The organism is Acinetobacter sp. P8-3-8, from assembly GCF_000214135.1.
Taxonomy (GTDB): Bacteria; Pseudomonadota; Gammaproteobacteria; order Pseudomonadales; family Moraxellaceae; genus Acinetobacter.
The window spans coordinates 35,520-48,969 of record NZ_AFIE01000024.1; the positions used below are offsets into that span (position 1 = coordinate 35,520).

A 13,450-nucleotide genomic window follows, 5' to 3' on the forward strand; every position below is an offset into this window, starting at 1 on the left:
GCTTTAAAAGAGCACTATTGATGAATGAAAGCTGTTGAATCATGGCTTAATTCTTTAAAATCAAGTTGTAATCCGAATTAAAATGATGAGTATTACAAAATTTTATAAAAATGATAGATGATTTGATTTCAACTAAATGAGAATTGCTTTACAATTATGGCGTTTTAAAACCATGTCTAGATATACATAAAATAGAGGACGTATCTGTGAGCAAAGACACTATCATCGCCCTACACGCAGAGCACCAAGGTCGTTGGAAAAACCGTGAAGAAATCGCGGAACGTATGATTGCATTAATCGGTCAATTATACCGTGAAAAAAATATTGTGACTTCTGTTTACGGTCGTTCTTTAGTAAACCGTTCAGTGATTCAAATTTTAAAAGCGCACCGTCGTACACGTATGTTGGACGTTGAGCTTTCAGTTGTAAACACGTTCCCAATTCTTGAAGCATTAGCTAAAATTGAAAATATTGGCACTGCTGAAATTGATCTAGGCAAATTAGCGGTTGCTTTTAAAGAGCAAGGTGGCGATGTTGATGCATTTGTTGCAGAAGCTGTTAAAGCTGCGGAAGGTCGTGACACTTCAGTAGAAGGTCGTGATGTTGTACTTTACGGTTTCGGTCGTATTGGTCGTATTCTTGCACGTTTAATGATTGGTCAGTCTGGTCTTGGTCGTGGTTTAAATCTAAAAGCGATTGTTGTTCGTAAGTCATCTGATGGTGATTTAGAAAAACGTGCGTCTTTATTACGCCGTGACTCAATCCATGGTCCATTCTCTGGTACGATTTCTGTTGATGAAGAAAACGAAGCAATTATTGCAAACGGTCAGTTCATTAAAGTGATCTACGCTTCTAACCCAACTGAAGTTGATTATACCGATTACGGTATTAGCAATGCATTGGTGATCGACAACACGGGTAAATGGCGTGATGCTGATGGTCTTGCTCAACACCTGAAGTGCCCAGGCGCTGCGCGTGTGATCTTGACTGCACCTGGTAAAGGCGACATGAAGAACGTTGTATTTGGTGTAAACCAAGCTGACATTCTTGATGAAGATACGATTATCTCTGCTGCAAGCTGTACAACCAATGCGATTACACCAACACTTAAAGTATTGCATGACAAATACACAGTGTTGAATGGTCACGTTGAAACAGTTCACTCGTTCACAAACGACCAGAACTTGATTGACAACTACCATAAAGCAGACCGTCGTGGTCGTGCTGCAACATTGAACATGGTGATTACTGAAACTGGTGCGGCTAAAGCAGTTGCTAAAGCACTTCCTGCACTTCAAGGTAAATTGACTGGTAACTCTGTACGTGTTCCAACACCAAACGTTTCTCTTGCGATTTTAAACTTAACGTTAGATAAAGAAGTTGATCGTGAAGAAGTGAACGAATATATTCGTCAAATTTCGATTAACTCGAATCTTCAAGGTCAAATCGGTTATACAAACTCAACTGAGGTTGTGTCTTCTGACTTTATCGGTTCTCGTACAGCAGGTGTATTTGATGCGCAAGCAACAATTACTTCTGGCAACCGTTTAACTGCATATGTTTGGTACGATAACGAAGTGGGTTATAGCTGCCAAGTATTACGTATTGCAGAGCAAATGGGCGGCGTAAGCTATCCAAAGATTCCTGCTGAAACAAATGCATAATTTGTTAGCGTAAATAAAACCCGACACCATGTCGGGTTTTTTAATGCCTAAATTTTTAGAATTGGATTAACGTCAGTTCGGGATAAACTTTGATGTAAGTTATTGAAAAGATAGATCAGACACAGCGGAGTTTTACCGTTTAAAAGTCAAATGCAAGGATTAACCCACTTCGTCTTGCACTTCGCTTGAAAAATATTTCAATCTTGTTCAGGTTCGACCTGAGAGGTACTACCTCGCAAGGCTTTCGGGATGAGTGGCACTGCCACGCAAGGGCAAAACCTGAGCTGTGATTAAAGCAGCGCAAGAGTCGCCAACTCGACAGATACTATCAAGTATTTAATATATCGCTAAAACAGTATATTACAGATCTTGCGGAATATATTCCTCATGCCTCGAACAATGCGACTGACGTTTCCGCGTATCATATAGTTGGGAACACATCTTATCTCGAACTCAGGTTGGATTAAACTTTGGTTGATCACAAAAAATCAAATGGGTCGGTGCAATGAAAAATAGCATCCTATTTATTATCTTATATTTGTTTGTTGTAACTTTTCTCAATGCTAAACCGTTGGAATTACGTTCTTTACTTAAAGATCGCTTTGAGCAAAATTGTACAGTGCGACAAGCTTATGATTTTCATGATGAAAATACAGATCTTTTAGAACCGTTATCTTCTTATATTGTCGATTCAAAATATACTGAAGAACAAGCCTATGATTTAACACGTTATCAGCTTAAAAATACATTTTATGCAGGTATTCCGATCACTCAATTTGAAATTGGCTTTGGTCGCCCTGCACAGCAGTATAATGAATATTTATATTTTAATTTGGCTACGGTTGCTGCAAGAAAAGCGTTTAATTCCTTGAATTTTAATAGCAAAATGAATGCTAACCTAAGTGTGGAATATAAAGGCAAAATTGCACAAGTGCATTGTTATTGGTTAAATGACTATCCTGAAGCGTAAAACGTAAATTAAAGATGCAGAATTGGTTAAAATAAAAACAAATAGCTTCAACTTGTGTACATAAAAATGCAAATTGATTCACAATAATATTTAGAATAGAAAATAGATAAAACTAAGATTCAAGGGATGAATTTTGCAGTTAAAACAAATAATGACAGGCGTTGCTTTTATTCTGGTGGCAACATTATGTGGTGTACTTATTGCGTTTTGGGTGTTTAAGCATTTTAATATCTATATTCCTTTAGAGAATCAAGCCGTTAATATTGATTTAAAAGAGCCTTTACAAGCCAAGGTGCAGATTCATGATGCTTTAGATGTTGATGTAAAAGGGCAGGTGAATGCAACCATTCCCATTCATGAAAATATAGAGCTACCCATTGCACAGACTTTAACGCCTCGCGTGTATTTTGATAATCAGGTGCCGATTCAAACGACGATCCCAGTCAATGAAGTGCTGAAAGTGAATCAAGATATGCCGATTGATACCACTGTGAAAGTGAATGTATTGGGTAAAGATATTAGCTTACCCTTAAAAGGCACGATACCGATTCGGATGGATGTTCCGATCGATTTAAAAATACCTCTAAATCAAAAAGTACATTTGAAATTTGATGCTCCTGTTAAAACTGTGCTTAAAGAAAATTTAAAAGTTCCATTAAAGACAACCTTGAAAACCAATATTCCTATAGAAGGGCATTTAAATGTTCCAATTAAATCAGCATTACAGGCAACTGTTGATGTGCAAAATACCTTGCCAGTCAAAATAGAAAAAGGGCAATTAAAGATTCCGCTAAATAGTCTGAGACTTTCTCAGCATGACATTGCATCTCATGATTCACCAACTCAATTACAAAATAAGTAAGGTGAAATAATGTGGATTTTTAGTTCAGTTCGACATTTGCTCATCAGTTTTGTTGCTGTGGTATTGCTGATTGCAGCACTGGTTTGGGTGTATTTGAATATTCAGGCGTCTATGCAAATTTCTGCCAAAAATGCTCAGATTCAACTGTCAAAGCAATTACCTACTAAAATTCAAGTGGGTAATTATTTACAAGCTCAGGCAAAGGGAGCATTAGATGCGGATCTAAAAGTTGAGCAGACGCTTAATTTACCTTTGACTGGGAAATACCTTGCAGATCTTAGCTTTGCCGTAACAACACCAATTATTGTTGATATTGATTACACGACCAATATTCATATTGAAACAGTAATGCCTTTGGAAACCAATACTGATTTAGTGTATCAAAACAAGCTATTACCTAAATTTCCATTGAAAATGGATATCCCTATTCAGTTAGATGTACCTTTTCAATTAAAACGCAGTTATCAAGTTCCAATCAAAATTTTATTTGATGGATCAGTGTATTTTCAATTTGATGAAGCTGTGGATGTACCAGTAAATCATCAATTTAGACCCGTGTTGAATATTAACGATCCAATTACCATGCGTAAGATCTCTACGTTTAATGCCACGATGATCAATACTGAACGGCAATCTATTGCTGATTTAAACATGGATATTGATTTACCCATCAAAAATATTCATCCTTGATGGGTAATTGATGGAATAAGTTCAAATTGGAAAACTCAAAATAAATGATCATTTGAGCCGTTGTTGATTTTGCAGTTATTCACTGATCAATTAAAAAGGGTCGTTACTTGATCTTGAATGAGTGTGGTTTTACGACCAATTAAGTGTTCTAAATCTTTGCTATCGCTAAACATTGCACTTTTTGCTGTTTGAATATCTGCATCAACAATCACGTTTATTAGGGCTGATGGCAAACCTGCTACTGTGAGTGCTTGAGTGTAATCCTCAGCACTGAGATTTTGATAATCAACTGCGTTACCTGATGCATTGGCAATATAAGATGTGAGATCAGCTAGTGTAAAGCTTGTAGATCCTGCCAATTCATAGATTTTATTTTCATGTCCTTCCGTGCTGAGGACTTTGGCTGCTGCTTCTGCGTAGTCTAAGCGTGATGCTGCGCTGATTTTACCATCCTGAGCACTGCCATAGAGTATTCCTGTTTCAGCAACATGCTGTACATTTGCAAGATAGTTCTCGTTATACCAGTTATTGCGTAAAAGGGTGTATTTCAAGCCACTTTGCAGAACGAGTGCTTCGGTTTCACGATGTTCTTGACCCAAAGCTAATGGGCTTGTTGGAGCATTCAATAAGCTAGTATAGGCGATATAAGGGACTTTTGCTGAAACAGCAGCTTGAATGACTGCTTGATGTTGTGGTGTGCGACGACCAATTTCATTTGCAGAAATAAGCAATAATTTGTCAATTCCCTCAAGCGCTGGAATAAGTGTTTCGGGTTGATCATAATTAAATAATCGTAATTCAACACCTCGTTGTTTGAGCGATTGTGCTTTTTCAACATTTCGGACTAAAGCAATAATATTTTCTGCTTCAGTACTTGTTAATAAGTTTTGAATAACCAATTCACCGAGTTGACTTGTTGCACCTGTAATTGCAATTTTCATGATATAGACCTTTTTAACGATTTAAGTTGGACGTTTTTTAAACTTGATGCTAATATCATAATTATTAAACTTACCAAATGTAAGTACATACCTAAAAGTAAGCTAGTTACTGTTTGGAGAGAATTTTATGAGTATTTATGCGAAGAGTGATTTGGTTGGTCAAGTTTTATCCAGTGAATGTCCATCACGTCAAATACTGGAACATTTAACCAGTAAATGGTCAGTGTTGGTTTTACGTTGTTTGAGTGAGGGGGTGCAGCGATTTAGTGAGCTGCGAAATCGTATAGAAGGGGTGAGTGAGAAAATGCTTGCTCAGACTTTAAAGACCTTGGAAAAAGATGGTTTTATTTTACGCACGGTTTATCCAGAAGTTCCTCCTAAAGTTGAATATCAACTTACGGTATTGGGCGCACAAGCCGCTGAAAAATTGAATTATTTAATTGGTTGGATTGAACGAAGCTTGCCAGATATTTTAGAAAATAAACAACGGATTCAAAGTAAATAATCTTGGTTTTCAATGTGCTGGATTATATAAATGAAATGTAGATTTTATTAGGTCTCTTTTATAAATCACTATTTAGCCAACTGAAAGTTGTAAATTCCAGCAATTAAATGAAACCTTAATTGTATTAGTTCAGACTTGATCTGAAACAGGTCTTGAAAAAGAGAAAATTACCCGTTTTGATAAAGATGTCGAATCTTAACAAAACAAAGGTAACTTTCTATGATGTATATTAGCAATCAAGTCATCAAACACAAAGTAGGCTTACTCAATTTAGCTGTGGAACTTCAAAATGTGATGGGAGTATCGAGAGATGCATTTTATCGTTATCAAGAACTCACCGAATCAGGTGATGTGGACGAATTTATCAACAAATCCTGTCGTGTGCCTAATTTCAAAAATCGAGTTGATGATCATATAGATCATGCTGTCATTGATTATGCAATCCATATCCTGCGTATGGACAACATCGAACGAGGTAATGAACTTCGAAAACAAGGTGTCTTGTATCAGGAAGTGGGGTTCGATCTATATAGCTTCGCCATGATCTAGAGAACTTTAAGAAAAGGCTCAAAGCTTTGGAGGCTAAAATTGCTCAGGATGGTATTCAACTGAATCATCAACAAATAACTGCGTTGGAATGTAAACACGAAGACGATGTTGCTTGTGGTGAAATTGAAACAGCACACCCAGACTATTTGCTCACAGGATACGTTCTATGTAGGCAATTTAAAGGGCATTGGTCGTATTTACTAGCAGACTTTTATGGGGCTCTAGACTAGCAGAATAGATATGTTAGTCTATAATCATGATATAAAAAAGTAAATTAAGTCACTACAAGATTAAAAAAATTATTCAATGCTTTTGCATTGATATCCCTGCTTCTAAAACAGCCTTATTACTCAATCTGAACCGTAATACAATCAACTATTGGTACATGCTTTTTAGAGAAGCGATCTATGACCATCAAACAGATTTAAGAGTAAAGTTTGTAGGTTCTATTGAAGTGGATGAGAGCTATTTTGGAGCTAAAAGACAACGTGGTTTTCATGGAAAGTTGAAACGAGGTCGAGGTACTTTAAAACAGCCTGTATTTGGAATATTTGAAAGGAATGGTCACGTTTATACAGAGATAGTCCCTGATTGTAAAAAGAATATATTACAACAAGTTATCTTAGGTAAAGTTGCACTTGAAAGCGTAATTTATAGTGATGGTTGGCGTGGATACAATGGTTTAGTAGATGTCGGTTATTCAAAGCATTTCAGAGTAAATCATGGAGCAAATGAGTTTGCTAGAGGGCAATGTCATATAAATGGAATAGAATCATTCTGGAGCTTTTGTAAAAGAAGATTGGCCAAGTTCAATGGCATCTCAAAAGAGTACTTTGATTATCATCTTAAAGAAACAGAATGGCGTTGGATGAGGGAACCTAATGAGTTAGCAACAGAGTTGTGGAACCTCATTAGGTAAAACTAAGTGTAAATCTGCTAGTCTGGAGCCTTGATTTACAAACACCGTATCGAAAAAATATGGTTGATAAGAGACCTAAAGAATCGATGTGGATACTCATGAATGCACGTAGAAAGATTGAAACTGTTATAGGGCAGTTGACAGATCGATTTCACATTTAAAAAGTAAGAGCAAAAGATTTATGGCATTTAACACATAGAATTATTCGCAAAATTCTTTCACACACAATTTCAGTCATTTTGAATACCAAACTAGGAAATCCGCCTTTACAGCTGGAAATCCTTATTCAACGTTGAGATTGGCGTACATATATGTAAAAAAGAAAAATCATTTCACCGAAAGTTGATCAACCAACGGTTCTAATTTGTCTTTTGCCGCTTTATTTTTATCAAATACAAAAATATCATTCATGTTGTACTGAGCTGTATGAATTTGTAGCCCATTATCAAATAAATGTAAGCTTGCTTTTGAAATCGCAACAGTATTATCGTCACTCTTTTTAATATCGTAAGTCAGTGTATATTTACAATCACTCGGTTTTTGCTGCGCATAAACTTGAGTATTGATTTTATTGGTTTCAAATCTATTTGCGATGATGCTTAAGTATTCTTTTGATGGGTCTATTGCATTATTCTCTTGAATACACAACTTGCTTAGAGCAGGTAATTGCTGTGTATTGACAATGGCATTGTATGTTTGATGACTAACGCACCCAGTTAAGCCTGCCATCATTGCTATTAAAAGAATTGCTTTTTTATTCATTGGATTCATATTTAATATAAAATAATAATGTGATGTATTTTACATTATTTAGAAAAATTAACAACTGAATCTATTTTTGTTTTAGCATCAATAAACCAGTAAAAATCGCACCAATTGTTGCTAGGAACATATCTTTATGGGCATCCCACATATCGCCTTGTTGACCATTATAATTTTCAGCTTCTTCAGGAGATAGCCCAATCGCAATCCACCATTCGATCCATTCATAAATCAAACTACTCGCCATAACGAATTGAATAATCAATAAGAACAGAACTTTAGGTTTTAGACTCGGTAACCATACTTGGAAAAGTCGATAAAAAATTGGATATAAAAATAAGCCATAGAAAAAATGCACGAAGCGGTCGAACATATTGCGTGTCCAACCCATTGCGTGGTTTAGGTCAAAATGTAAGTATTTGATTGTCCAATCATTATAAGGTACATAGGAGTAGAGGTAATGCGCCGCAATCACATGAATAATTAAAAATAAGATGTATAAGAAAAATGCTGAAAAGCTCAGCCCAACCTTTTTTAAACAGATGAATAATCCAATCAGCATCAACACGGTTCCAACTTGATGCAATAGGTAAGATGGATATTCTAATGGGTAGATGCTGGCAATGACGATTGCCACAGCTAAAACAAGAAGTACAAACCAGTGTTTAAGAGTTAATGAGTGATAAATCATGTTGTTATTTTCATTGTGAAATTTTAATTTATTGTAATCAAAATACAAAAAAATGCGAAGCTCAAATTTTAGAGATTATTTTAAAATAATATGGTTTGAAAGCATAACTCTGAGCTCTTTTAAAAGTTCTTTGTAATGTTTAGTGCATATGGAATAAGATTCTATTTGCATCATAAAACCACTGTAGTTTTTCGTATGTACAGAAATATAAATAGTTTCAAGTATATCTAAAAATTTCTTATGCGCTTCGTTTAACTCTACGTAATTAAAATTTGGAAAAAAATTAGACATGTGTAATGCATATGTATTGTATTTGGCAATCTTAGATATATCTGCATAGCGAGTTTCTTCAAATTTCTGCTTAAATTGTTCATAAAATAGCAAGCTTATTTGAGGATCAAACTGCTGTTGAATTTCTCTATTGAATGAATTTATTAATAAATCATAACAACAACGACTTTCTTCTAAATTATCTAGATTAGATAGTAAACTTTTATAGATTTCGATATTTCGGTTAGTATTTACCTGCTTTTTCCAATGGTCTAATCCATAGATGATAATAAAGGTGTTGATTAATGAAATTATTATTGTAAATAATTGATCTATATTCACATATTTAAAACAGAATGTATATTTGCAAATGTCAAAATCTATACTCATCACGAAATAGTAAAGTGAAAAAGCAAGTAAAAGGATGCTTAATATTATTTTGCTTAGGTATTTAGTGTTCATATAATCTTTAATAAAAAGCGAGGATTAACCTCGCTTTTTATATAATTTTAATTAAATCTTTGCAATTAAATCTTTAATCTGTTTTGCTTGATCAGCAGCATTACCTGTATAAGTTGCAGGTGTCATTTCAGCTAAACGTGCACGATCAGCAGCAGGAACTGCTTCAAGTTCATTACCATTGACAAAAGCGACCATCATGTCACGTGTCATCGCTTGACCACGAGTCAATGCTTTTAATTTCTCATATGGTTTTTCAACGTTATAACGACGCATTACTGTTTGAATTGGCTCAGCCAAGACTTCTTGAGCTTGATCCAAATCTTCAAGGATACGAGTAGCGTTCAGCTCAAGTTTACCAATCCCTTTTAAGCAAGCTTCAAATGCGATTAAACTTTGTGCCAAGCCTACACCCATATTGCGAAGTACAGTCGAGTCAGTCAGGTCACGCTGCCAACGAGAAATAGGCAGTTTTTCACCCAAGTGAGCCAATACAGCATTGGCAATACCTAAGTTACCTTCTGAGTTTTCAAAGTCAATCGGATTCACTTTATGTGGCATGGTTGAAGAACCAACTTCACCTTCTTTTAAACGTTGTTTGAAGAAACCTAAAGAGATATAACCCCAAACATCACGGTTAAAGTCAATCAAAATTGTATTGAAACGACGTAAAGCATCGAACAATTCAGCGATATAATCGTGTGGTTCAATTTGCGTTGTATAAGGGTTGAAAGTTAAACCTAAAGATTCAACAAAAGCTTGCGAGTGAGCAGGCCAATTGATTTCAGGATAAGCAGAGTAGTGCGCATTGTAGTTACCTACAGCACCATTGATTTTACCCAGTAATTCAACTTGGTTAAATTGTTTGATTTGGCGCGCTAAACGATAAGCCACGTTCGCCATTTCTTTACCCAAAGTGGTTGGGCTCGCCGTTTGACCATGTGTACGTGACAACATAGGCTGTTCAGCATGTGTTTCAGCCAAAGCAGCAATAGAATCAACAATTTGTTGCATTGAAGCCATTAAAACTTCACGACCACTTTTCAACATTAAAGCATGAGAAAGGTTGTTAATGTCTTCAGAAGTACATGCAAAGTGAATGAATTCACCTGCATTTTTTAATTCATCAATGTGTGCAATTTTTTCTTTTAAGAAATATTCAACTGCTTTTACATCATGATTGGTTGTACGTTCAATCTCTTTAATACGGTTTGCATCATCTTCAGAAAAATCTGTAACGATTGCATCTAAAGCAGCATTTGTTGCCGCAGAGAACGCAGGAACTTCAGTAATTTCTGGACGGTTCGCAAGCGCTTGTAACCAGCGCACTTCAACAGTCACACGAGCATGGATTAAACCAAACTCAGAGAGGAAAGGGCGCAAAGCATCACATTTGCTTGCATAGCGTCCATCTAATGGAGAAAGTGCAGTTAAAGCGTTCATAAAGATTCCTTAGATTTTGGAATTAAACGTAAATACAAAACAAGTGCTCTTTATCTATCAAATTAAATAACCTGATATTGTAATCGAGCAAGATCTTGAATATCTTGAAGAAGTTTGCGTTTACTAAACATCATATTCCATGAGCTACCGCCGAGTTGACGCCAGAGGTGAGCCATTTGTAAGCCAGTAAATAAACTGGCGCGAATACGATTGGTATGCGATGCATCTTTAAATGCTTCTGCATTACCACGCACAAGAATTCTGGGGTTGATTTGACCAGCGGTATCGACATAGGTTTGCGCTAAATTGGCAATGATACTTGGGTGCATATAGTCATGATCAAAAAATGAGAGTTGCTTTAATATTTTTTGTTGTGATTTTTCAATAATTTCTACGAATTTCGGATTGCCATACACTTTCTTTTCTAATGCTAAAAGTGACATGGCATAAGTCATGGGTAATTTTGCATTGGATAATTTGGGAATTCGTGATTTAGGTGAGGTATTAAAAGGTTGGGTAATACTGCTTTCTAAAGCTTTCAGTCCAAGAGAAATATCGGCCAATTGATTAAAAAAGTCTAGCGTTTGACTGGAACAATTATCAGCAGGGCGAATATTTAAACTGGCTTTAATGAGTTGCTCAAAATAAAAATTACCACTTTCACCAATACTCTGATGTCCTGACATGGCTGTCATATGCGTCAGCTGTGTTGCTTGGAACACAGCTGCTAACGCCAAAGCTCTATTTTGGCGTTGATTCAAAGTTTGAGGCTGTTGAAAGGGTAACTCAACCATGCCTAATTTCCTTTAAATAATTCTGAAAATTTAAACTATTGAACGATAAAGTCGGGTATTGGCGCATTGGTATGATGAATCACACCACCACCTAAACACACTTCATCTACATAGAACACAACACTTTGTCCCGGTGTTACAGCTCTTTGCGGTTCATCAAACTCGACACGAACACCTGTTGGAGTATCTGCATCTTTATAAATTGTACATGCTTGATCAGGCTGACGGTAACGTGTTTTTGCCGTGCATCGGAAACCTGTTTCAGGGATTTCTTGCTCACCTGCAACCCAATCTATCGCTTCAGACCATAAAGTGGTGCTTTGCATAAGCGGGTGTTCATGTCCTTGACCGACGACAAGTCGATTACCTGCGATGTCTTTGTGTAAAACAAACCAAGCACCTTCTTCAGCGCCTTTAAGACCACCTAAGCCGATACCACCACGCTGACCGAGCGTATAGTACATTAAGCCGTGATGTTCACCAACCTCTTTTCCTGTATCTAGGACAATTTTTCCGGGTTGAGCGGGTAAATATTGTTTAAGAAAGTCATTAAAACGACGTTCACCAATAAAGCAAATTCCTGTTGAATCTTTTTTCTTAGCAGTCGCTAAGCCTAATTCTTCTGCAATTTTACGCACTTGTGGTTTTTCAATTTCACCAACAGGGAACAGAGTCTTGTTAATTTCACGGCCATGAACTGCATGTAAGAAATAAGTTTGGTCTTTGTTATTGTCTACACCACGAAGTAAAGGTGCATATTCATCACCACGAGAATTAGTCATAGTTTCACCACGACGGCAGTAGTGACCTGTTGCAATAAAGTCAGCACCTAAGTTCACAGCGTGATCTAAAAATGCACGGAATTTAATTTCTTTATTACACAGAATATCTGGGTTTGGTGTGCGACCAGCAGCATATTCTGCTAGAAAATGCTCAAAGACACGATCCCAATATTCCATAGCAAAATTGGCAGTGTGTAACTTGATACCTATTTTATCGCAAACAGCCTGAGCATCGGCAAGATCATCCATCGCCGTGCAATATTCCGTACCATCATCTTCTTCCCAGTTTTTCATGAAAAGTCCTTCAACTTGATATCCTTGTTGAAGAAGAAGTGCTGCAGAAACAGATGAATCTACACCACCAGACATACCGACGATGACACGTTGTTGCATAGGATTAGGCATCCAAATTTGAAATTAAAGGAGAGTTTTGGTGCTCATAAATGAGCGAAAGTGGGTATTTTTGACCAGAAAGCGCATCTTGTACAGCTTTAATTACTAATGGGCTACGTGCACGTGCAGTTTCAAGTAATTCTTCAAGTGTCATCCATTTTGGGCCAATAATACCTGTATCAAGTTCAGCTTCTGGGAAATATTCGAGTACATGTGCTAAAAAGCAAAATCTATAATAGGTGCGATCTGGAAACATCGGGGGAGTATAGGTATAGATTCCAAGTAATGCATCAATTTCGACGGCATGCCCAGTTTCTTCCATAGTTTCACGAATGGCTGCTTGAACAATACTTTCACCACTTTCAACATGTCCCGCAGGTTGGTTAAATACCGTATGCGTTACACCTTCTGTATGTTCTTCTACAAAAAGAAATTTTCCGTTTTTCTCTACAACTGTAGCAACGGTAACATGTGGCGTCCAAGAGGTCATAAACAGCACCATGGGAAATAAAGCACTATTCTACAAAATTTTGGGTGTGGTGGCTATGTGGAAAAAATAAATATGAGATTAAATTAGTTCTGGATAAAGTGTTTGAAATATTTCCTCAAAATCATATTTTTGCTCTGGGAATGATGAATATAGCTCTTGAAGTTTACGTTGGAATGTACCTTTAGATGAATCGAGTTTAATTAGATAATCCCAAAGATTATATTTTTTAAAAGCGAATTCAATGTATTCCCAATACGAACTATAGT

Annotated in this window: 14 protein-coding genes and 3 pseudogenes; 8 read left to right on the forward strand and 9 right to left on the reverse strand. The window is 36.4% G+C overall.

The features are described 5' to 3' along the window. Positions 1-206 precede the first annotated feature (206 nt). The 4 genes from GGG_RS0111130 (at position 207) to GGG_RS0111145 (ending at position 4,186) form a co-directional block, all read left to right on the forward strand. On the forward strand, positions 207-1,664 hold the full coding sequence (locus tag GGG_RS0111130; RefSeq protein WP_010114925.1) for a glyceraldehyde-3-phosphate dehydrogenase: 1,458 nt from the start codon (positions 207-209) through the stop codon (positions 1,662-1,664). A gap of 505 nt (positions 1,665-2,169) precedes the next feature. After that, complete coding sequence (locus tag GGG_RS0111135; protein ID WP_010114926.1) at positions 2,170-2,634, forward strand: hypothetical protein; 465 nt, start codon at positions 2,170-2,172, stop codon at positions 2,632-2,634. 133 nt (positions 2,635-2,767) lie between these two features. Further along, positions 2,768-3,496 carry a hypothetical protein gene (locus tag GGG_RS0111140; RefSeq protein WP_029574550.1) on the forward strand — a complete coding sequence of 243 codons (729 nt, stop codon included), beginning with the start codon at positions 2,768-2,770 and terminating at the stop codon, positions 3,494-3,496. A gap of 9 nt (positions 3,497-3,505) precedes the next feature. After that, positions 3,506-4,186, forward strand: a complete 681-nt coding sequence (locus tag GGG_RS0111145; protein ID WP_010114928.1) for a hypothetical protein — start codon at positions 3,506-3,508, stop codon at positions 4,184-4,186. Positions 4,187-4,272: 86 nt separating this feature from the next. On the opposite strand, the gene GGG_RS0111150 is transcribed toward GGG_RS0111145, so the two are convergent. After that, entirely contained in the window at positions 4,273-5,127 is an 855-nt protein-coding gene (locus GGG_RS0111150) for an SDR family oxidoreductase (RefSeq protein ID WP_010114930.1), read from the reverse strand. 127 nt (positions 5,128-5,254) lie between these two features. Here GGG_RS0111150 and GGG_RS0111155 point away from each other — a divergent pair, with 127 nt between their 5' ends. The 4 genes and pseudogenes from GGG_RS0111155 to GGG_RS20675 all read left to right on the forward strand — a co-directional run. Beyond that, a complete protein-coding gene (locus GGG_RS0111155) occupies positions 5,255-5,632 on the forward strand; it encodes a helix-turn-helix domain-containing protein (protein WP_010114931.1) in 378 nt (125 codons plus the stop codon). A gap of 219 nt (positions 5,633-5,851) precedes the next feature. After that, positions 5,852-6,382 (forward strand): annotated as a pseudogene (locus GGG_RS20670) (IS481 family transposase); the annotation flags it as partial. A gap of 55 nt (positions 6,383-6,437) precedes the next feature. Next, positions 6,438-7,100, forward strand: a pseudogene (locus GGG_RS0111170) (IS1595 family transposase). Between the two features lie 29 nt (positions 7,101-7,129). Continuing rightward, positions 7,130-7,396: pseudogene (locus GGG_RS20675) on the forward strand (transposase); the annotation flags it as partial. Between the two features lie 31 nt (positions 7,397-7,427). On the opposite strand, the gene GGG_RS0111175 reads toward GGG_RS20675, so the two are convergent. From GGG_RS0111175 to GGG_RS21360, 8 genes are all read right to left on the reverse strand, one after another. After that, complete coding sequence (locus GGG_RS0111175; protein WP_010114936.1) at positions 7,428-7,862, reverse strand: hypothetical protein; 435 nt, start codon at positions 7,860-7,862, stop codon at positions 7,428-7,430. 70 nt (positions 7,863-7,932) lie between these two features. Then, a complete protein-coding gene (locus GGG_RS0111180) occupies positions 7,933-8,553 on the reverse strand; it encodes a DUF2238 domain-containing protein (protein WP_010114938.1) in 621 nt (206 codons plus the stop codon). 75 nt (positions 8,554-8,628) lie between these two features. Continuing rightward, the gene (locus GGG_RS0111185) at positions 8,629-9,165 is read right to left on the reverse strand and encodes a hypothetical protein (protein WP_138920272.1); all 537 of its coding nucleotides are present in this window, start codon (positions 9,163-9,165) and stop codon (positions 8,629-8,631) included. Between the two features lie 171 nt (positions 9,166-9,336). After that, positions 9,337-10,725 carry an adenylosuccinate lyase gene (gene purB, locus GGG_RS0111190; protein WP_010114941.1) on the reverse strand — a complete coding sequence of 463 codons (1,389 nt, stop codon included), beginning with the start codon at positions 10,723-10,725 and terminating at the stop codon, positions 9,337-9,339. Between the two features lie 62 nt (positions 10,726-10,787). Further along, complete coding sequence (gene hflD / locus GGG_RS0111195; protein WP_010114943.1) at positions 10,788-11,519, reverse strand: high frequency lysogenization protein HflD; 732 nt, start codon at positions 11,517-11,519, stop codon at positions 10,788-10,790. A 35-nt stretch (positions 11,520-11,554) separates the two neighbouring features. Then, positions 11,555-12,694: a tRNA 2-thiouridine(34) synthase MnmA gene (mnmA, locus tag GGG_RS0111200; RefSeq protein WP_010114945.1), complete on the reverse strand. Its 1,140-nt coding sequence runs from the start codon at positions 12,692-12,694 to the stop codon at positions 11,555-11,557. Positions 12,695-12,698: 4 nt separating this feature from the next. Further along, positions 12,699-13,184 carry an NUDIX hydrolase gene (locus GGG_RS0111205; RefSeq protein ID WP_010114946.1) on the reverse strand — a complete coding sequence of 162 codons (486 nt, stop codon included), beginning with the start codon at positions 13,182-13,184 and terminating at the stop codon, positions 12,699-12,701. Between the two features lie 78 nt (positions 13,185-13,262). Beyond that, positions 13,263-13,450: DUF6035 family protein (locus GGG_RS21360; protein ID WP_010114947.1), on the reverse strand; the 188-nt coding region annotated here is incomplete at its 5' end.

What these genes read in the sequence shown, in the direction of transcription:
- GGG_RS0111155 (WP_010114931.1), top strand. Translation starts at nt 5,255, where the DNA reads ATGAGTATTTATGCGAAGAGTGATTTGGTTGGTCAAGTTTTATCCAGT.
- mnmA (WP_010114945.1), bottom strand. Translation starts at nt 12,694, where the DNA reads ATGCAACAACGTGTCATCGTCGGTATGTCTGGTGGTGTAGATTCATCT.
- GGG_RS0111145 (WP_010114928.1), top strand. Translation starts at nt 3,506, where the DNA reads ATGTGGATTTTTAGTTCAGTTCGACATTTGCTCATCAGTTTTGTTGCT.
- purB (WP_010114941.1), bottom strand. Translation starts at nt 10,725, where the DNA reads ATGAACGCTTTAACTGCACTTTCTCCATTAGATGGACGCTATGCAAGC.
- GGG_RS0111135 (WP_010114926.1), top strand. Translation starts at nt 2,170, where the DNA reads ATGAAAAATAGCATCCTATTTATTATCTTATATTTGTTTGTTGTAACT.
- GGG_RS0111205 (WP_010114946.1), bottom strand. Translation starts at nt 13,184, where the DNA reads ATGACCTCTTGGACGCCACATGTTACCGTTGCTACAGTTGTAGAGAAA.
- hflD (WP_010114943.1), bottom strand. Translation starts at nt 11,519, where the DNA reads ATGGTTGAGTTACCCTTTCAACAGCCTCAAACTTTGAATCAACGCCAA.
- GGG_RS0111150 (WP_010114930.1), bottom strand. Translation starts at nt 5,127, where the DNA reads ATGAAAATTGCAATTACAGGTGCAACAAGTCAACTCGGTGAATTGGTT.
- GGG_RS0111180 (WP_010114938.1), bottom strand. Translation starts at nt 8,553, where the DNA reads ATGATTTATCACTCATTAACTCTTAAACACTGGTTTGTACTTCTTGTT.
- GGG_RS0111175 (WP_010114936.1), bottom strand. Translation starts at nt 7,862, where the DNA reads ATGAATAAAAAAGCAATTCTTTTAATAGCAATGATGGCAGGCTTAACT.